Raw genomic sequence first — 16,348 nt, 5'->3', positions numbered from 1 at the left:
ACGGCTCCCTCCGGCCGACCTGTGGAGGAGCTGTGCAATCCGTGTTCGATCACGCCCACCTGAGCACCATCGTTCGCCTCTTTCGATCGGAATCCTTCGAACCTGACCCCACCTCGGTTCGCGGCGTCCGGCGGCTCATCACGGAGTCGTGCCAGGTCATCGGGATCGACCCCGACGACCCGGTGCTCGTCGCCTGCGAGCTGGCGACGAACGCGCTCCGGCACGCCGAGACGCCCTACCGGGTGACCTTCGTGGCGCTGTGGAACCGGCTCCCGTGGATCGAAGTGATGGACGGCTCCACGGACCTCCCGAAGCCCCGCATGGCCGGCACCTACGACACCGGCGGTCGAGGCTTCGAGCTGATCACGGAGCTGACCGCGTCGTGGCACTGGGACCTCAACCCGGTTGACCGCTACAAGATCGTCTGCGCCACTTTCAAGGGGGAGGTCCAAGGCAGTGAACCCGGCGGACAGCATGTCCATACAGCCTTATCCGCAGGACAGCTCTCCGCTCCGCCGGGGCCGGATCTCCGTCGAAGAACTCGGCCCGTCGCAGTTGGAACGCCTCGGTCGGCCTGAGCTGCCGATCCTGCTGACCCTGAGCGGGATCGGCCTCGACGCCGCCGAGGGCCACCCCCCTCCCCCGATCGAACTCCGCCTCACCCGCAAGACCGTGGTGAGGCTGGAGAACAAGATCAACAAGGCCCTCCGCCCCACGGTCGGGACCGCGCCTTCGAACCCCCAGACCAACACCGCGCCCCGCCGAGGGCGGATCTCCGTCGAGGAGATCCCGCCGGCACAGGCGCAGCTCCTCGATCGTCCGACCCCGTTCCGGATGACGTTCAGCGGAATCGAGCCGGACCCCTCCGGGGAGTGCCCCCCTCCTGTACTCGAACTCCGGCTCACCCGGTCGATGCTGGAAGACCTGCACGCCCAGATCCGCGCTGTCCAGCTCGCATCGGTCGTGAACGCCGGCCGGGCCGCGGTGGCTCGCCCGTTGGCTCGCCGCACTCGCGGTCGAGCGCTCCGCGAGCACTGCGGCTTCAGCTCCGAGCAGATCGAACAGCTCCACCAGGACCACAGCCACCAGGCGCCGCCGGCCGATCTCATGCAGCGGCTACTCGACGGCTTAAGACGGATGGAGGTGACATGACTACCACTGCCGAACCCCCCGTCCAGACCGAGCTGGACACCCCCCTCACATGCTTCACCGCGGAATACCCCTACGTACCCGAGTCGGCCGCGCTGGCCCGCTGGCTCGTGGACGCCGCCCTGGCCGGCTGGGAGCTGTTCGACCTGATCGACAGCGCCGTGCTGGTGGCGAGCGAGTTGGTCACGAACGCCATCGAGACGGCGTGCTGCCGCAAGCTCGGGCTCTCGATCCAGCGCCTGGGCGAGTCCACGGTCCGGATCACGGTCAGCGACGGCTCCCGCTCGCTGCCGGTCTTCGTGGACGCCGGCCTCCCGGCCGGCCCCGACCACGTACCCCTGCGCGGGCGGGGGCTCCTGGTCGTCACCCGCCTGGCACACCGCTGGGGCGTTGACCTGTACGCCTGCGGCAAGGACGTGTGGGCCGAGCTCCGGCTCCGTCCGCAGTCCCGCGCTCGCTAGTCAGGGTCATCAGGCTCCCCAGCCGGCTCGAACTACTCTCCCTTCTCTTGAGAAATGAGTATTCACGTATGCACACGGAATGGCTCTGGGAACGCGCGCACCTCATGCACGCCCAGTTGAAGGAGCGCTCCAAGAACGCGCCGGACTTCCTGAACCTGCTGATGCTCAGCTTGCAGGAGTACATGGGCAACGCGGCGCTGAATATGCTGAAGCTGCGAAAGATGCGGCCCAGCCAGAAGGCTGCCGCTACCAGGGACCTCCACTCGGCCCTGGCCGTGATCGCGATGACGGCCCTGGTGGCGCTCGTGGAGTGCTCCGAGGACGCGCCCGAGGTCTTCCGATCGGAGGTGGGGCCCCGAAATTAGAGCCTCGGGGCGACCCGCGCCGGGCTGCCAATAAATGGCAGCCCGGCACTCATCTACCACCCTATTTCATTTGCCGAAATAGGGCGCTTCGCCATGCCCAAAGGCAGAAATTCCGGAATGCGAAGTTCCCTATAAATAGTACTGCCGAAAGCGCTTTAGTGGATCTCCGATGTCGGCTATGTTAATGGCACCTTCGAGGGGCATCCCGCTTCAAGGGGATCGTCTCGAAGATTCCTTCCGGCAGCCCGCTGGGAGGAAGCTCGGGAAAGGAGAGCACATGTCCTCGTTCGACATCTCGGCGGTCATCGGTGCCGACCCGGAGATCAGCGGCGCCCTCACCGGCGTCACCGACGTCACCACCCAGGGGAACGCCACCTTCTCGGCCGGCAGCGTCGTCACCGACGACGACCAGGTCGCCGTCACCCTCGTGGAGTCGGCGCCCGAGGACGCCGGCCTGGTCGAGCTGCTGGGCGTCCGGCGCGTGGCCCTGCTGAACGCGGCCTGATCCCGTGGGAACCGTCATCACGGCCGTCGTCCTGACGGCGTGGTTCATCGTGTCGGCTGTCGGCCAGTTGACGGTTCCGCGGCGACTGCTGGACCGGCTGAGGGCCTGGGATATCTTCGGGATTGTTCCGAATTACAGATTCTTCGCGCCCCGGCCGGTCCAGCACGACTATCACCTCCTCATGCGGACGGCAGGAGCATCCGGAGAATTCGGCCCCTGGCATCAGGTTGCCGGCCCTCCGGAGCGCTGCTGGTGGCACATCGCCTGGAATCCGGACCGTCGTGCATTCAAGGGCTTGTCCGACGTGATGTCCGTCGCCCACCGCTTTGATGTGCAGAGGCCGCGCGCCGTGCAGGTTTCCCTGCCGTACCTCGCGATTCTGAACTACGTCACCGCCGTTGCATCGAGAGTCCCCGACGCCCGCGAGGTTCAATTCGTCCTGGCAATCTCGCATGGCGTTCTCAGTGACGAGAGCCCGGACGTTATCTTCAAATCCGGCCGCCACCGCCTTGGAGAATCCCGGTGATTCCGTCCTCCGCAATCCACCTCACGGAGATCGTCGCCGGGATCGGCGTACTTATCTCCTCTCTTGAGGTCCTGGCTCGGCCTCGAAGCACCGACGACGCGTCGTGGAACAGTTGGCGTGTCCTGCGGCTGCGCCGACGCTGGACTTCGACGGGACGCACCGGGGCCGTGGTCGACGGCCTGCTGGGGTACCCGCGCGACCTGATCGGCGTGGCGGTGCGTTCGGTGGCCGCCGCCGCGCTGGTCCTGGCCGCCCCCTCTGGGGCCTGGCAAGCCCTTCTGCTGTGGCTGGTGACGGCGTCGCTGGCGATGCGCGGCCTGCGTGCCCCCTACGGCGGTGAGGGCTCCGATCAGGTGCTCCTGATCGTCTTCGGCTCGCTGGCGTTGGCGCAGACCTTCGGTGGTCAGCGGATCGCCCTGTGGTTCATCGTCGCAGAGGCGTGCTTGGCGTACTTCTCGTCGGGGTTCGCGAAGGTGCTCCACTCAGAGTGGCGTGACGGGAGCGGCCTCTTAGGAGTCCTCCGAACGCGTTCGTGGGGCAACGCCTGGGCGGCGCGCCGGCTGTCCGGGCGGCCTGTTCTGTGCCGCTGGCTGTCCCGCGCCTTGATCGGGGCGGAGACGGCGTTCCCGCTGGTGCTGCTGGCGCCGCCTCCGCTCCTTCCGCTGCTGATCGGGCTTGCCCTGACCTTCCACGTGATCGTTGCGATCACTATGGGATTGAATTGCTTCGTGTGGGCGTTCGCGTCCTGCTACCCGGCCGTGGCGTACGTCGTCCTGGGGAGCATCCGGTGACCCGCCGGTCAGCTCAGCCGGTCCAGCTCGCCTTCGATCGTGCCCAGCACGCGGTCTTCCACCTCGGGGATGCCGATCTTCCCGATGATGTCCCGGAAGAAGCCGCGCAGGACCAGGCGCCGCGCCTCGTTCTCATCGATGCCTCGGGACATCAGGTAGAACAGCTGCTCGTCCTCGAATCGCCCGGTCGCGCTCGCGTGGCCGGCGCCGACGATGTCACCGATCTCGATCTCCAGGTTCGGGACCGCATCGGCACGGGCACCGGCCGACAGCAGGATGTTCCTGTTGGCCACGTAGGTGTCGGTGCCCTTAGCCGCGGAACGGATGAAGGCATTGCCGATCCACACGCTTCGGCTATCCCGGCCGTGCACAGCACACTTGTAGTTCACCCGGGACGTGCAGTTCGGTCCCGCATGGTCGGCGATGGGCCGGTGCTCGATGTGCTGGCCTGCCTTCGCGAAGACCAGACCGGCCAACTCCGCGTCCGCTCCGGGCGCTTCGAAGGTCAGGGTGGGGCTGACGCGAACCACCGCGCCACCGAGGCTGACAGTGGTCAGCCTCAGCTTGGCGTGATGTCCGAGGCTCGTGTGGTGCGCCGAGACGTGGACGGCATCCGGGCCCCACTCGTGGAGGACCACTACGGCCAGGTCGGCGCTCTCTTCCACAACCAGCTCGACATTGTCCGCGAAGGTCCCCGAGCCGGTGTAGGTCAACACGACGGTGGCCTTGCTGAACCTGCCGGCCCGGATCGTCACGTGCCCGTACGCCGCGGTGCCCTCTCCCGGGCCGGTGACTCCGACCACAACAGGCTCCGTCGCGATCGTGTCCGGCGGCACGGTCACCAGCAGTGCATGGGTATGGCTGCGCCACGCTTGAGCTGCAACACGGTCGGCCGGCGCGACGGCCGAACCGATGCGGGGGTCGTCGACCCCTGCACCGGAGGCGACGACCTCAACGCGGGCCCCGCTCTCCAGCCGCGCAGGGCCGGAGTAGAGGCCGTTGTCGTGATGTACGGCAGTCCCGTCGTGCAGCCCGTTCAGCCGCCACAGCGGGGTGAATCGCCAGTCCTCTTCTCGACCCTTCGGGACTTCGAAGGCGTCAACATCGAGGGAGGTGAAGCGGTGGATCGTGGACAACGCCAGAACATCGCCGCCAGCGTGGCCAGCCGCCAGTTGTTCGTCAGGGAGTTCCATCCTCGCAGCCTACAGCCAACTTGCCGCCGCCAGACGCCAGTTGGTTTATGTGATCGATGTGTCTCCGACGCCGCTCCGGGCCTCGCCGCAGGCGTCTCGTGCGTGCGAGGGCCTGCCGAATGCCGCCGAGGCCCGCCAGGGCTCCTCTACGAGCCAGAGCCCCCGAAGTCGATTGCATTCGCCCATCCCGAGTAGATAGCGCCCAACCGTGAGCTCGATAGATCCACAACTTCAGATTCAGCTCAGTGCTGGCAATGCGGCACTGACCATCGCAGGCGTCTTCCAGGTGAAGCGCTCGGACTCCGGGGTGCCGCGCCCCGAGGGCGATCGGCTGGCACGAGAACAGCTGATCTCATCGATGACGCAGCTCGAATCCGAACACGGCTTGAGTCCCGCCGTCGCCATGGTCGAGTTGCTTCGCGCGCTGGCGATGCTGTCGGCCGGCCTCCTGGCGGAGAACTCCCTGCTGACCAAGATGCCGGTGGGCGAACTCATCGAGGCCCGGCGGATGGAACTGCTGCTGTACGGGACTTGAGTCCTCGCGATGCCCCATGGGGAATCTTTCGCATACAAACCAAAATCGACCATGATTCATCGCCGGACTGAACCATTGAAAACTCGACCAGATAGCGACGAACTATGACCAACGTCGAAAAGGCTCAATGCGCCGCCGACCACGCCGCACTGAACCTCGCATCGGTCTTCCAAGTCATGAATGTCGAATCCGGAGTCCCCCAAGCCGAGGCGAACGAGCTGGCGAGTGCACAGCTGATCGGCGAGCTTATGGGGCTCTCGGATGGCCTCCGCCTGACACCGGACGAGGCCGCTGGCGAGCTGCTGCGGTCGTTGGCGGCACTCTCGGCCATCCTGTTCGGTGAGCTCGCGGCCCTGACGGGCAAGCCGATCGAGGACCTGATCCAGTTCCGTCGCATGGAAGTGACGTACAAGGGTTCAGGGCCAGCGTTGGAGTAGACCTTCGGCGCGCAATGACGGAGGCCCCCTACCGGTTCGGTAGGGGGCCTCCTTGCGTACCTCAGCCGTTCTCCTTGAGGTAGGCGTCGACGATGTGCTTGGGGATGGCGCCGCGGTCGTTGACCTCCATGCCCTTCCCCTTCGCCCAGGCCCGAACGGCAGAGGCGTCGGGGCCCGGCTTGCCGGCGGAGCGGTTCCTCTTGGGGGCCGGGGAGGCCGGCGTGGAAGCAGCCTCCCGCTGAATGCCATGCTCGGCCAGGAACTCGTCCAGGTCGGTCTTGGACTTCTCGTAGGCGGTCAGCTTGGCCTCAAGCTGGGTAATCACCTTCTTGTCGCCGAGCTCCCCCCGGTAGGTGACGCCGTCAACGTTCACCTTGACCTGCTGAACTACTTCGATCGGCATTGCAGACTCCTTCTGTGGTGCCTGAATGCTAATCCTAGTTCAGTAACCCTTCCAACACTTTCCACCACATCGAGTGGCCACCACATAGTCGATGGAGCCGTAGGTGTCAGCCGCGTACGCGCATGCGGCACAGATGTTCGCCACCGGGTCAGTGATGTCCCAGGAGGTTCCCGGAACGTGGTAGGCCCGGAACGTGGTGGGAACGACCTGCATCAGGCCCCTGCTGTTGTTCTTGGCCCTGGCGTTCAAGTCGTCGTAGTTCGTCGCGTCAGGGTCTCCGCCGGACTCGTGCTCGATGGCAACGTGGATGGCGGCAGCAGTGCCTGGAATGCCCCGGGTGTGCATCACGTCGACGGCTTCGGCCACCCATCCGTTCAGATTGTCGGTGTAGGAGGGCTTCGAGGTGCCCGCCACCTGCTTCTGCTGGGTAGGCCTCGGAGGGGGTTCCGGGGCCGGTAGGTCGGAAGGTGTCGGTACCGGAGGGGGAGGCGACTCCGGCGTCATCTCCGGAGGGCTCGGAGACGGATTCAAGGGGGCAGCAGGAGGAGACGTCGGAGGCTCTGGGAGGGCTTTCTCCGTCCCGGCCGGTGTGGTCGGTGCTGCGGCCGGCACGACGGACGCCGCCAGAAGTGCGACACCCCCCAGCACTGTGGTTGTGGTCCAGATCAGGCGTTCCTTCATGCAATCCCCGCTCTGTGGTGCCTTCGACAGAGGCTCCGATAGGTGCCCATGTCACCGACCTCGACCAGCGCGCCGGAGTGCACCATCACGCCGTCCCTGACACGTGCTGTGTGCGTGGCCTTTCGCCCGCACCAGCACAGCGTTTTGACCGGCAGCTCCTCGACGCGGTCGGCCAGCTCCAGCAGCCTCTTCGAGGCCGGGAAGAGCTCTCCGCGGAAGTCGGTCCGCAGGCCGAAGGCGTACACGTCGACACCTAGCCCGTCCACGGCGTCCGCCAGGTGGTTGATCTGCTTCGGGGTGTAGAACTGGGCCTCGTCGGCGATCACGTACGGAATTGGCTCAGTGACCTCCGCCAGCACCATCAGAAGGTCGTACAGGTCCATCCGGTCGGTAACCTCGATGGCTCTGGCCTGGAGGCCGAGCCGGGAGGAGATGGTCCCGGCGCCGGCCCGGCCTCCCTTCGTGAACATCACTCCGCCGCCGCCGAGCGAGTGGTGAAGCTGGAGCGCCAACGTCGACTTCCCCGCGTCCATCACACCAAGGTGGGCGACGAGTTCAGGCATGGTCGCCTTCCTCGGCGATGTCGCCAACACACGCCAGGAAGTAGTCCTGGTGCTTGTCGCCGTACCGGAGTGCCAGATTGATGAATCGCTCCGGGTCGCTGCCCAGGTCTTCGACGTCACTCAGGACACAGGTGAAGCGGTAGCTCGTCACTTCTTCAGCTCCATTCGAACTCCGTTGACGATCCAGACCAGGACCCAACACCCCTGGACCACTGGGAAGGCCAGATGCATCTGGAGCCCGACGATGACCATCGCCGTGTTGGCGGCGATGTTCAGGGCCGTGGCGAATCGACCGTTGGCTTCGATGACGCCCAGGAGCAGGGCCAGGACGCCCCAGGCGAAGCAGGCGAGTTCGGCGATCAGGCCGAGCGTGGAAGGGCTCACCGGGCATTCTCCTTGAGGAAGTTCGAGACGATCGCCTCGCCGATGTAGCCGACACCGGACTCGGTGATGAGCGTCGGAACGGCGTAGACATCGTGCTGGTTCATCTTCTTCAGCGAACCGGCCGCGGTGATGTCGACGACTTCGGTGTTGGGGAATGCTTCGAGGACCAGGGGCTTGATCCGCTTGCATGGCTGGCAGCTCGGGCTGGTGAACAGCATCATCAGTGCTTCGTTTCCTTGTCGTAGATGGCGCCCCAGGGGCGCGCGTCGGCTATGTCTGCGTCAGTTGGGATCAGTAGGCCGTTCATGGTGAACTGCATGATCTCTGCGGCCTGCTTGGCCAGTTCTGCGGCTCGCTCCTTCGGGAACGAGAAGACGATTTCGTCGTGGATGATCAAGCGGACCCAGGGTGTGAAGCCGGCGCGGTCGAGCTCGATGACCGCCCTGGCGGTGATGTCCCTCGCAGCGCTCTGAATCGCGTAGTTCAAGGCGGCGTACGGGCGTCCGCGGTCCACCATGAGCCGGTGACCGGTGGCCGTGTAGATGTAGCCCTTCTTACGGGCCTCGTCCTGGAGCCGGTCAGCGAGGACCCGAACGCCCGGGTACGCCCGCCAGAACCCCTTGACCGCCTTCTTGGCCTCTTCGACACTGACGCCGGCCTGTTCATGAACGGCCTGCCAGCCGCCACCGAAGGCGACACAGAAGTTGGTGGTCTTCCCGGCCTTGCGGCTCACACCGGCGGCGTCCGCCGTCATCTGGTGGAGGTCCGCGTCGTTCCGGAAGGCCTCCAGCAGCGTCTGGTCCCCCGACAGGGCGGCCATGACCCGGAGTTCCATGTTTCCGTAGTCGATGCTCACCGTGACGTGGTCCGGCTCCGCGAGGAAGCAGTTCCGGACGAAGGCCTCCCCGGCCGGAAGCGTCTGGGCCGGGATGCCCGTACAGGACATTCGGAACGTCCGCGCGCCTGCGGTATTGATGGAAGCGTGGCAGCGGTTCGAACCGTCCCGCTGCTCCAAGAAGCGCAGGAACCACGTCTTGGCCCACTTCCCGCACTTCTTCGCCTTGATGACGGCCTGGGCCAGCGGCTCGGACGAGAACGACGACAGGATCGCGTCGTCCACCTTCCACTTGCCGGTCGGCGTCTTCTGGGTGAGCTTGTGCCCCCGCTCGATCAGCGCTTCGGCGACCTGGTCGGTGGAGTTGACGCTCTCGACGCCCAGCTCGGCCGCGACGTGGCACCAGTGCTCGGCCTCGGCGATGAGCTTGTCTGCCTCCCGGCGGGTGTAGTCCACATCAAGCAAGTAGCCCTGGCGCTCGATCTTGGCGCAGACGTGGGCGAGCCGGTGTTCCCAGCTCATCAGTCCGCGTCGCTTTGAGCGGGCGGGGACCAGGCGCCGCAGCGTCCGGTAGAGCCGGAACGCGAGGACGGGGTCCATGCCGGCGTAGAGGTTGAAGCCGTGGTGCGTCAGCGGCACGACCGGCCATATCTCGGACTTCTTGACGCCCAGCTCCTTGGCTATGGCCGTCATGGACCCCTTGACCTCGTCGGCCACCACAGGGTCGATGTAGTGCTTCGTCGCCTCTTCGAGCTTGTGTCCCGGGCCGCCTTCCTTGACGGCCCGGGAGTCGACCAGCTTCCCAAGCAGCACGGTGTCCCACGACTTCGGGGCCAGCTCCTCCATGCGGACGCCCAGGGTCTCTTCGACCACGTGCATGTCGTAGGTGCCGTTGTGGGCGATCAGGCGCTTGACGGTCCGCAGGGCCCAGCGCACCGCCGTGCGGAAGTTGTCACCGGGGCCGACTTCCTTCTCGACCGGGATGACGAACGATTCGGATGCGTTACCGAACTGGGCCAGCCGTATCCGGAAGGTTCCGGCTTTCGCATTCCACCAGTCCAAACCCGTGGTCTCTGTGTCCCACGCACAGAGTTCCTGGTTCGCCTCGATGAACTTCTTGAACTGCGCAAGATCTGAAGGGTCTTCGACCACATTGATCCGGATGGGATCGTTCTTGATCTTATACTCAATGACCTTCAAACTCTTGCCTTACTCGTTTATGCTCGGCACCTCGCACGCGGGGCAGGGTGTGACCTCTGGCAGTTCGGTATCCGGCGGGAAGGACTCCGCGAACTCGAACAGGCACTCACCGCAGAAGTAGCTGACCAGAATGCTGTTAAGCGTCGACATGGTCGGAGATCCTTTCCATTGCTTCACCGCAGCCGGGGCAGGTCTCTCGCTCGCAGAACCCTTCGAAGGGGCCCCAGATCATTCGCCGGACCCCACATTCACACTCACAGAGGCTGGTCGGCATCAGCTCTTGATCTCTCCGCTGATCATCATCTCGACCAGCATTCCGGCCTGCTTCCGGGTGAGGCCGGCGCGGCGCGCCTTCCATCGGACCTTCCCGGCAGCTTCGGCGATCAGCTCGTAGGTGCGCTGGCTCTGCGCGACCTGAACGACGACGGCTTCCCACAGGGCTTCGTCCAGGGCGTCATCGAGGTCAGTCACAGTCGAACTCCATCTCGTAGGCCTGATCCGACAGGGCCTCGCTGATCTGGTCTCGAAGCGTCATGGCCGCTTCCCGGCTGAGGTGCAGCGTCGAGGTGGAGCTGCTGTTCTCGTTGAGGTGGACGCCCGAGATGAGGATTGCGCGCTCACCCTTCGGGCCGATGGTGTGTGCGGCATCGGTCTTGTTCACCACCAGGCCGTAGTGCCGGGTGGAGCTCTTTCGGTTCGGGTTCCTCAGCAGCTCGCCGGGGATGTAGGTCCAGCTCATGGCGTCTCCCGCAGGGGCGGGAGCGGGGGCCTTGAATGCCCCCGCTCCGCAAGTCAACTTTTAGGGCAGATTGAAGCAATCAGCGCTTCACGGCGAACTTCCCCGTCTTCTTGTCCAGGAAGGCCGGCGGGCACTTCGCCTCCCCGGCTCGCTCGTCGGCGTTGCAGAAGTACGCCTCCCAAGTGCCCTTCGCCACGTGGGTGCGCGCCCCGTGATCACAGGTGAGGTCACCCTTGTGACCAGACTCGGCGCCAGCCGAGTTCTGGACCCGGCCGCCGGAGAACGACAGCTGGCCCGCGGCCTTGTCGGCCTTCGGCGGGGCGAGGGTGACAACGTAGGCGCTCGCCTTGCCCATCGTCTCCAGCAGGCCGCTCTCCTTGGCCTCACCGATCTTGCGCTTCAGGCCGTCCGCCGAGCCGTCTCGCATGACAAGCCACGGTGCGTCGTACCCGGGGCCGAACTTCAGGGTCGCGCAGAAGCCTTCGTTGTCGGCGGTCGCAGGGGTGGTCATAGGCGTCTCCTCGACAGTGGGGGTTTCGGTCAGATCGGACTTCTCGTCCCAGGGACTGATATCCGCGAAAGGATCGTCATAGTTGGGCACTTGTCCTCCTACTTCCGTTTGTACGTTGATTAAATCCGCAAGTCAACTTCTAGGGCATGCTAAATCGGGCAGGCACCCGAAGCGCAGATCTCGTCATAGCCGGTGTCCTCGACCTCGATGCCCAGGCGCTTGGCGTGTGCCTCGTACTCCATGGGAGAGATGCGCTCGTACGGGGCCTGGGATCGGGAGACTTCCGGGAAGATCGTGGCTCCCTTCAGGTCGCCGAGGTAGCCCTTCAGAATCTGCATGAGGTCTTCGACGGTGTATCGGTTCGGGTCGATGTTGGCGGTGTAGGAAACTGCCTGATCGGCCCAGGACTGCTGATAGAGGCGCTGCACATTCAACATGTCTTCGATGGTGAGTTCACCGGCATCCTGAACGCTCCCCTCCCCTACCTCCGACACAAGCGGGTCCTTCGTCGGGATCTCAACGACCGTGGTGTTCGCGGCGTACAGGCAGGGCTCGGTGTGGTAGCCCTTTGCCTTGTATTCCTCGACCTGGGCGGCCTCACGGGGGTCGACGTTCGAGAATCGGATTCGGCGGATGAAGTAGCGCCCGAAGATCGGGTGGACAGCCTCGCCGGAAGAGCCGGCCAGCTTGCTGATGGTGCCGGTCGGGGCGATGACCCGCTTCTTGACGGGCGTCGGGATGCGCAGTTGGTGCGCGTACTCGGCTGCGGCCTGGTCCACGACTTCGGCCAGCTCCTCCAGGTCCTCGATGACGTTCAGGTTGAACGCGGCCTTGCTGTACAGGACTCCGCGCCGCGCCAAATAGTCGGCGAATCCCAGGTGACCGAGGCCGATGCGGCGCATTCGGCTGATCGCCTTCTGGGATTCCAGGTCGGCCACCGGCGCGAAGGTGGCGCGGATCAGGTATCGGGTCATGAGGCGGTGAGCCGCGACGAGTTCGGACCACTGGAGGCCCGTTTCCTGATCCACGAACGCACCCAGATTGATGGAGCCGAGGTTGCAGGGCTCCGCGGGCGTCAGCAGGGCCTCGGCGCAGGGGTTCACAGTGAAGGTGCCGTCCGGCTCTCCAACGGCGCTCAGGGAGGAGTTCCAGAACCCTGGCTCGCCGTCGTGGAGCATGCCTTCGCACAGCGCCCGGTAGACCTCCTGGGCCTTGACGCGCTCCTCGTGCTCGAAGATGTTGACGGTGTCGTCCAGGGCCTGGACGAAGCGGTGGTCGATCTCCACCGAGATGTTGGTCGTCCAGTGCTTCGACATATCCCGCTTGCAGCTCAGGAAGGCGTCAATCTCCGGGTCCTCCCAGTGCATGAGGCTCATCCGCGCGGACCGGCGAACGCCGCCGGAGACGATGCACTGGGCGATCTCGTGATCGATCTCCATGCACTGGATGCCGGACAGGCGACGGTGCGGCGGGGTGGCCTGGATGATCCGGCCGATGTTCAGGAGCATCTGGGCGAACGGCTGGGGGCCGCTCGCGGTGCCGCCGAACTTCTTGAGAGGGGCGCCCTTGCGCCGGATGCGGCTCACGTCGTAAACGCGGGTCACGTGCTTCGTCCTGGGATCGTGCGCGGTGTTGATCAGGTCGGCCAGCGCATCGGTCCAACCCTCCCGGGAGTCCTCGACGGGGAAGGCCCCTGCCCACTTGTGGCTGTAGGTCTCCGAGAGGAGGCCGGCCTCCTCCATCTCGTCGTGGTCGGAGTGCTCGGGGTCGCACACGATGTGGACCTCGGTGGGTACGGCGACGGCAGGCATGCCCTCCAGGTAGCGGCTGCTGTAGTTGGTGCCGACGCCTCCGCCCTCTGCCAGGCGCGCCATGGTGAAGGAGAAGTGGCGGGCTACGTCGTCCGCGTCCCACGGGGCCGCCCAGCAGTTGTTGAGCGCGTAGTCGGCGACGCCGGAGGAGCGGAGGTGACGGCCTGCCGGGAGTGCCTTGAAGTCGAGCAGGAGGTTCATCAGGGCTTCGCGTTCCCCCGGCTCGATGTAGCGCTCGGGGACCAGGGCCAGGTTGCCGTTCACGACCCGCTCAACGGTCTGGGCCCAGGTCTCGGAGGTGCCGTCCGGCAGCTCGCGGGAGTAGGTGCGCCGGAACACGGTCTCGGCGGTCGGTGTCTTGAACATGGGCTCTCCTAGAGTCGGATGGAAACGGTGTTGGTGCTCGCGGCCGCGGTGAGCATCGCGACAAGGGCCGCGCGGGTCTTCGGGTCCACGGTGAACTCCAGGCTCTCCGGCGGAGAGCTCTTGTGGACCTGGATGTAGGTCAGGGAGTCCGGCTTGTCGTCGTGGACGACGCGGAGCTCAACCATCTCGTCGTCGCTGGTGTAGTGCTGGTCCGTCTCGATCATGCGGTCTGTTCCTGCTTCCTGATGTTGCGGTTCATGGCCGTGGTGAGGGCGTCGACGGCCCTCGTCAGCAGCTTGGAGTCCATGACCTCCTGGTCGTCCACCAGGTGGTTCCAGACCACCTCCCGGTAGCGCGGGGAGATGCACTTCATCCCCTCCATGACGTCGCAGCGGCCCGGGACCAGGTTGTCCGTGACGCGGCAGTGCTGGAGGTCGTCCTTCTTGCCGAGCATCTGGGCGAGTTGATCGTTGTCGAGGCCGAACGACCGCACCAGCGCGCGGACTTCTTTCGGGGTGTACCAGTACTGGTCATCCACCAGGTTCTGGTAGTCGCGCTCCCGGCTCGCGTACCGCTGGCCGATCGAGCGGAACACCGTCGCCAGGTAGCCCCGCTCCTTGCCGGTCAGCCGGGCCTGGTTCTCGACCACGTGGGTCAGGATCTCCTGGCTCACGTCGTCGGCGTCCACGACGGGCCACCGCCGGCCGATCTCGCGGCCGATGTCGGCGGCCAGCTCCTGGACCAGCTCCCAGTCCATCACTTGTACAGCTCCCCTTCCACGATGAAGGAGCCGGTGCGGCTGACGGGAACGACGTTGGCCTGGACCTGGCCTCCGGCGATGTAGAGCAGCCCGAAGGCCGACTGCCAGTTCGCGAGGCGTGCGGGCCCCAGGTAGCCCGCCCGGGAGACGTCCATGAGGTGGCCGACCTCGACGCCCGTCAGGGTCCGGTGGGCGCCCATGCCGGTCGACTCGGAGACGATCCCCGCACGATGCGTGTGGCCCATGACGACGTTCTTCTGGAGCTTCTTGGCCGCGTTGAGCGCGGTGCCGCCAGCTGTCCGGCTCAGGCTGATTCCGCGGGCGTGGCCGTGGATCGCCGTCCAGCCGGGCGCGAAGTCGTACTTCACCGGCTCGAAGCCGATCCCGAGGTCATCGAGGCAGAGCAGCTGTGGCTCCTGGAACTCGTCGTAGTCGAAGAGGGCCGGGCACCGCTCGACCAGGTACTTGTTCGGGCGCTCGCCATGGTTCGAACCCAGCAGGGTGTACTTCCCGTCATAGACGGCCCGGACCGGCTCCAGGTGGTGGCGGACCGTGTAGGCCGCCTCCTGCTTGACCGTCATGCCGAACTCGGCGCGCCTGCCGCTAGACCAGCGGGAGGGGGCTGTGTAGTCGGTGATGTCTCCGATGTTGATCACTTCGTCCGGCTGGAACTCGCCGATGAAGCGGATCAGGTTCTTGTTCGCCCGCCGGTTCTCCAGCGGCATCTGGAGATCGGAGACGACGACGATCTTCTTCACTGCATGGCCTCTCGTCGCTGGATCTCTCGATTGATGTAATAGCGAGCCTTGTTCAGGTCCTCGATGTCCTTGCCACTGCCCTTGAGTCCTGCGCGCCAGATGTACTTCACCGCGTTGCCGAGGTTGAAGTTCATGTGCTCGGTCACCTGGATGCACTCGACCCCGCTCGGGTGGCTGGTGTAGTGCTTCGGGCTGTTCACTACGTCGTGCTCCACCGGCCTGGCCGGCTCTGGCTTGTCGCGAAAAGCCGATCGCATGATCTCCTGCTCTCGGGTCAGCTTCGGCGTCTCCTCCAGTTCGTCAAACGAGAAGGCGTACGGTCCGACCCCCCAGGGGAACTTCACTTCAACGGGTCGGTAGTCCCTGTCTTCGATCGCGACGACTTCACCCACCTTGCCGTTGAATATGCTGTCCATCCCTTCGGGGCTCAGGACAACCTTCACCATCGCTCCGCAGGTCAACTTTTTAGTCATGAAAAAAGACCACACTTCTCCCGCAGCGCTTCACGCCCGTACTTCATGTAGAAGCTGTTCACGTCGAGGCCGTCACCCATGTCGATGTGCTTGACGTTCGGGAGCTGCCCCGCAAGCTTCTCCGCGAACTTGCGCCCCGGCCCGTCTCCATCGGACAGGACCAGCACGGATTCGTAGCCCATGAACGGGGGCTCGAAGTGGGGCTTCCAGCTTCCGACGCCGGGTATGCCGACTGCCGGTATGCCGCAGAGTTCGGCCGTCATGGCGTCGATCTCACCTTCACAGATCGCTACGACGGGGCTGGCCGTGATCAGCGCCTTGGTGTTGAACATCCGAGTCGGATCACCCGGCAGACTCAGGTACTTCGGGTCTTCGTTCCCGATGGCCCGGAAGCGAAGGCTAGCCACCTGGTGGATGCCGCCGGCCGGGCGGAAGTAGGGGATCGCCAGCCGGCCGTCAGCCCGGTCATGCCCAGTCTGAGGGGAACCGACGTACCCGAGGCCGAACCTTCCTGCCACCTCCAGCAGGCCCCGGCTTGCCAGGTACGGTTCTGCCGGACTGTCCTCCAGCTCCATGTGGTACACCTTGGCCGCCTGCACCATGGCGCTCTGCCGCGATTCCTCGGGCCTCACTGAAACTAACTCCTTCTTCCCTCATGATGACATCCAACGAATCCTCGTGAATGTCACACGCGAAACAGCTCCATCTGTTCCGCTCGCGGTGCAGCGACGCTGACGGCCGGCTCTCCGGGTGTAGCGGGCAGAGGATCTTCTGCCACTCCCCGCGGCCCTCGCTGACCGTCGTCTCCGGGTAGTACTGCCGGAACACGGCCAGGATGCTCGGCCGTTCCTGTGGGTCCATAGCCGTCCTTGTAGGTGATCGTCACCGGGAAGTCGTACCGC

At 65.3% G+C, this 16,348-nt stretch carries 27 protein-coding genes; 9 read left to right on the top strand and 18 right to left on the bottom strand.

Going from position 1 to position 16,348, the window contains the following annotated elements:
* The first annotated feature begins 41 nt into the window (after window positions 1-41).
* From ACH5AR_RS04450 to ACH5AR_RS04420, 7 genes are all read left to right on the top strand, one after another.
* Window positions 42-578, top strand: a complete 537-nt coding sequence (locus ACH5AR_RS04450; RefSeq protein WP_396299873.1) for an ATP-binding protein — start codon at window positions 42-44, stop codon at window positions 576-578.
* Complete coding sequence (locus ACH5AR_RS04445; RefSeq protein WP_396299872.1) at window positions 556-1,152, top strand: hypothetical protein; 597 nt, start codon at window positions 556-558, stop codon at window positions 1,150-1,152. Before ACH5AR_RS04450 ends, ACH5AR_RS04445 begins: the two co-directional genes overlap by 23 nt.
* Complete coding sequence (locus ACH5AR_RS04440; RefSeq protein ID WP_396299871.1) at window positions 1,149-1,610, top strand: ATP-binding protein; 462 nt, start codon at window positions 1,149-1,151, stop codon at window positions 1,608-1,610. Before ACH5AR_RS04445 ends, ACH5AR_RS04440 begins: the two co-directional genes overlap by 4 nt.
* Window positions 1,611-1,678: 68 nt before the next feature.
* On the top strand, window positions 1,679-1,975 hold the full coding sequence (locus ACH5AR_RS04435; protein ID WP_396299870.1) for a hypothetical protein: 297 nt from the start codon (window positions 1,679-1,681) through the stop codon (window positions 1,973-1,975).
* Between the two features lie 277 nt (window positions 1,976-2,252).
* The gene (locus ACH5AR_RS04430; RefSeq protein WP_396299869.1) at window positions 2,253-2,480 is read left to right on the top strand and encodes a hypothetical protein; all 228 of its coding nucleotides are present in this window, start codon (window positions 2,253-2,255) and stop codon (window positions 2,478-2,480) included.
* 4 nt (window positions 2,481-2,484) lie between these two features.
* A complete protein-coding gene (locus ACH5AR_RS04425) occupies window positions 2,485-3,006 on the top strand; it encodes a hypothetical protein (RefSeq protein WP_396299868.1) in 522 nt (173 codons plus the stop codon).
* Window positions 3,003-3,797, top strand: a complete 795-nt coding sequence (locus ACH5AR_RS04420; RefSeq protein WP_396299867.1) for a hypothetical protein — start codon at window positions 3,003-3,005, stop codon at window positions 3,795-3,797. Before ACH5AR_RS04425 ends, ACH5AR_RS04420 begins: the two co-directional genes overlap by 4 nt.
* Window positions 3,798-3,805: 8 nt before the next feature.
* Here ACH5AR_RS04420 and sufD read toward each other — a convergent pair whose 3' ends face one another.
* Complete coding sequence (gene sufD, locus ACH5AR_RS04415; protein ID WP_396299866.1) at window positions 3,806-4,990, bottom strand: Fe-S cluster assembly protein SufD; 1,185 nt, start codon at window positions 4,988-4,990, stop codon at window positions 3,806-3,808.
* A 208-nt stretch (window positions 4,991-5,198) separates the two neighbouring features.
* Here sufD and ACH5AR_RS04410 point away from each other — a divergent pair, with 208 nt between their 5' ends.
* Complete coding sequence (locus tag ACH5AR_RS04410; RefSeq protein ID WP_396299865.1) at window positions 5,199-5,525, top strand: hypothetical protein; 327 nt, start codon at window positions 5,199-5,201, stop codon at window positions 5,523-5,525.
* A gap of 104 nt (window positions 5,526-5,629) precedes the next feature.
* Window positions 5,630-5,962, top strand: a complete 333-nt coding sequence (locus ACH5AR_RS04405) for a hypothetical protein (RefSeq protein WP_380352158.1) — start codon at window positions 5,630-5,632, stop codon at window positions 5,960-5,962.
* 61 nt (window positions 5,963-6,023) lie between these two features.
* Here ACH5AR_RS04405 and ACH5AR_RS04400 read toward each other — a convergent pair whose 3' ends face one another.
* The 17 genes from ACH5AR_RS04400 to ACH5AR_RS04320 form a co-directional block, all read right to left on the bottom strand.
* On the bottom strand, window positions 6,024-6,365 hold the full coding sequence (locus ACH5AR_RS04400; RefSeq protein WP_117490992.1) for a histone-like nucleoid-structuring protein Lsr2: 342 nt from the start codon (window positions 6,363-6,365) through the stop codon (window positions 6,024-6,026).
* Between the two features lie 39 nt (window positions 6,366-6,404).
* Window positions 6,405-6,779 carry a transglycosylase SLT domain-containing protein gene (locus ACH5AR_RS04395; RefSeq protein WP_396299864.1) on the bottom strand — a complete coding sequence of 125 codons (375 nt, stop codon included), beginning with the start codon at window positions 6,777-6,779 and terminating at the stop codon, window positions 6,405-6,407.
* Window positions 6,780-7,042: 263 nt separating this feature from the next.
* Window positions 7,043-7,609 (bottom strand): thymidine kinase, encoded by a 567-nt coding sequence (locus ACH5AR_RS04390; RefSeq protein ID WP_396299863.1) that lies wholly within the window; start codon window positions 7,607-7,609, stop codon window positions 7,043-7,045.
* Window positions 7,602-7,760, bottom strand: a complete 159-nt coding sequence (locus ACH5AR_RS04385) for a hypothetical protein (RefSeq protein ID WP_396299862.1) — start codon at window positions 7,758-7,760, stop codon at window positions 7,602-7,604. Before ACH5AR_RS04385 ends, ACH5AR_RS04390 begins: the two co-directional genes overlap by 8 nt.
* Window positions 7,757-7,993 (bottom strand): hypothetical protein, encoded by a 237-nt coding sequence (locus tag ACH5AR_RS04380; protein ID WP_396299861.1) that lies wholly within the window; start codon window positions 7,991-7,993, stop codon window positions 7,757-7,759. The genes ACH5AR_RS04385 and ACH5AR_RS04380 overlap by 4 nt, the downstream gene beginning before the upstream one ends.
* Window positions 7,990-8,214: a hypothetical protein gene (locus ACH5AR_RS04375; RefSeq protein ID WP_396299860.1), complete on the bottom strand. Its 225-nt coding sequence runs from the start codon at window positions 8,212-8,214 to the stop codon at window positions 7,990-7,992. Before ACH5AR_RS04375 ends, ACH5AR_RS04380 begins: the two co-directional genes overlap by 4 nt.
* Complete coding sequence (locus ACH5AR_RS04370) at window positions 8,214-10,028, bottom strand: DNA polymerase (protein ID WP_396299859.1); 1,815 nt, start codon at window positions 10,026-10,028, stop codon at window positions 8,214-8,216. Before ACH5AR_RS04370 ends, ACH5AR_RS04375 begins: the two co-directional genes overlap by 1 nt.
* A gap of 273 nt (window positions 10,029-10,301) precedes the next feature.
* Window positions 10,302-10,499 carry a hypothetical protein gene (locus ACH5AR_RS04365; RefSeq protein WP_117490981.1) on the bottom strand — a complete coding sequence of 66 codons (198 nt, stop codon included), beginning with the start codon at window positions 10,497-10,499 and terminating at the stop codon, window positions 10,302-10,304.
* The gene (locus ACH5AR_RS04360; RefSeq protein WP_117490979.1) at window positions 10,492-10,767 is read right to left on the bottom strand and encodes a hypothetical protein; all 276 of its coding nucleotides are present in this window, start codon (window positions 10,765-10,767) and stop codon (window positions 10,492-10,494) included. Before ACH5AR_RS04360 ends, ACH5AR_RS04365 begins: the two co-directional genes overlap by 8 nt.
* Before the next feature lie 79 nt (window positions 10,768-10,846).
* The gene (locus ACH5AR_RS04355) at window positions 10,847-11,368 is read right to left on the bottom strand and encodes a hypothetical protein (protein WP_396299858.1); all 522 of its coding nucleotides are present in this window, start codon (window positions 11,366-11,368) and stop codon (window positions 10,847-10,849) included.
* Between the two features lie 59 nt (window positions 11,369-11,427).
* Window positions 11,428-13,455, bottom strand: coding sequence for a ribonucleoside-triphosphate reductase, adenosylcobalamin-dependent (gene nrdJ / locus ACH5AR_RS04350; RefSeq protein ID WP_396299857.1), 2,028 nt, complete (start codon window positions 13,453-13,455; stop codon window positions 11,428-11,430).
* An 8-nt stretch (window positions 13,456-13,463) separates the two neighbouring features.
* The gene (locus tag ACH5AR_RS04345) at window positions 13,464-13,679 is read right to left on the bottom strand and encodes a hypothetical protein (RefSeq protein WP_117490971.1); all 216 of its coding nucleotides are present in this window, start codon (window positions 13,677-13,679) and stop codon (window positions 13,464-13,466) included.
* A complete protein-coding gene (locus tag ACH5AR_RS04340; protein ID WP_396299856.1) occupies window positions 13,676-14,212 on the bottom strand; it encodes a hypothetical protein in 537 nt (178 codons plus the stop codon). The genes ACH5AR_RS04345 and ACH5AR_RS04340 overlap by 4 nt, the downstream gene beginning before the upstream one ends.
* On the bottom strand, window positions 14,212-14,973 hold the full coding sequence (locus ACH5AR_RS04335) for a metallophosphoesterase (protein ID WP_117490967.1): 762 nt from the start codon (window positions 14,971-14,973) through the stop codon (window positions 14,212-14,214). The genes ACH5AR_RS04340 and ACH5AR_RS04335 overlap by 1 nt, the downstream gene beginning before the upstream one ends.
* Entirely contained in the window at window positions 14,970-15,446 is a 477-nt protein-coding gene (locus ACH5AR_RS04330) for a DUF3310 domain-containing protein (RefSeq protein ID WP_396299855.1), read from the bottom strand. The genes ACH5AR_RS04335 and ACH5AR_RS04330 overlap by 4 nt, the downstream gene beginning before the upstream one ends.
* The gene (locus tag ACH5AR_RS04325) at window positions 15,443-16,021 is read right to left on the bottom strand and encodes a toprim domain-containing protein (protein WP_396299854.1); all 579 of its coding nucleotides are present in this window, start codon (window positions 16,019-16,021) and stop codon (window positions 15,443-15,445) included. Before ACH5AR_RS04325 ends, ACH5AR_RS04330 begins: the two co-directional genes overlap by 4 nt.
* Window positions 15,912-16,307 (bottom strand): CHC2 zinc finger domain-containing protein, encoded by a 396-nt coding sequence (locus ACH5AR_RS04320; RefSeq protein WP_117490963.1) that lies wholly within the window; start codon window positions 16,305-16,307, stop codon window positions 15,912-15,914. Before ACH5AR_RS04320 ends, ACH5AR_RS04325 begins: the two co-directional genes overlap by 110 nt.
* Window positions 16,308-16,348 lie beyond the last annotated feature (41 nt).

This window comes from Kitasatospora sp. NPDC018619 (assembly GCF_044391605.1).
Lineage (GTDB): Bacteria > Actinomycetota > Actinomycetes > Streptomycetales > Streptomycetaceae > Kitasatospora.
This window is presented reverse-complemented; position numbering and strand designations above follow the sequence as displayed.

Excerpts from the sequence above, each read along its gene's own strand:
- ACH5AR_RS04390 (WP_396299863.1), bottom strand. The coding sequence starts at position 7,609 with ATGCCTGAACTCGTCGCCCACCTTGGTGTGATGGACGCGGGGAAGTCG.
- ACH5AR_RS04375 (WP_396299860.1), bottom strand. The coding sequence starts at position 8,214 with ATGATGCTGTTCACCAGCCCGAGCTGCCAGCCATGCAAGCGGATCAAG.
- ACH5AR_RS04430 (WP_396299869.1), top strand. The coding sequence starts at position 2,253 with ATGTCCTCGTTCGACATCTCGGCGGTCATCGGTGCCGACCCGGAGATC.
- ACH5AR_RS04435 (WP_396299870.1), top strand. The coding sequence starts at position 1,679 with ATGCACACGGAATGGCTCTGGGAACGCGCGCACCTCATGCACGCCCAG.
- ACH5AR_RS04345 (WP_117490971.1), bottom strand. The coding sequence starts at position 13,679 with ATGATCGAGACGGACCAGCACTACACCAGCGACGACGAGATGGTTGAG.
- sufD (WP_396299866.1), bottom strand. The coding sequence starts at position 4,990 with ATGGAACTCCCTGACGAACAACTGGCGGCTGGCCACGCTGGCGGCGAT.
- ACH5AR_RS04360 (WP_117490979.1), bottom strand. The coding sequence starts at position 10,767 with ATGAGCTGGACCTACATCCCCGGCGAGCTGCTGAGGAACCCGAACCGA.
- ACH5AR_RS04325 (WP_396299854.1), bottom strand. The coding sequence starts at position 16,021 with ATGGAGCTGGAGGACAGTCCGGCAGAACCGTACCTGGCAAGCCGGGGC.
- ACH5AR_RS04400 (WP_117490992.1), bottom strand. The coding sequence starts at position 6,365 with ATGCCGATCGAAGTAGTTCAGCAGGTCAAGGTGAACGTTGACGGCGTC.
- ACH5AR_RS04340 (WP_396299856.1), bottom strand. The coding sequence starts at position 14,212 with ATGGACTGGGAGCTGGTCCAGGAGCTGGCCGCCGACATCGGCCGCGAG.
- ACH5AR_RS04440 (WP_396299871.1), top strand. The coding sequence starts at position 1,149 with ATGACTACCACTGCCGAACCCCCCGTCCAGACCGAGCTGGACACCCCC.
- nrdJ (WP_396299857.1), bottom strand. The coding sequence starts at position 13,455 with ATGTTCAAGACACCGACCGCCGAGACCGTGTTCCGGCGCACCTACTCC.
- ACH5AR_RS04330 (WP_396299855.1), bottom strand. The coding sequence starts at position 15,446 with ATGACTAAAAAGTTGACCTGCGGAGCGATGGTGAAGGTTGTCCTGAGC.
- ACH5AR_RS04405 (WP_380352158.1), top strand. The coding sequence starts at position 5,630 with ATGACCAACGTCGAAAAGGCTCAATGCGCCGCCGACCACGCCGCACTG.
- ACH5AR_RS04320 (WP_117490963.1), bottom strand. The coding sequence starts at position 16,307 with ATGGACCCACAGGAACGGCCGAGCATCCTGGCCGTGTTCCGGCAGTAC.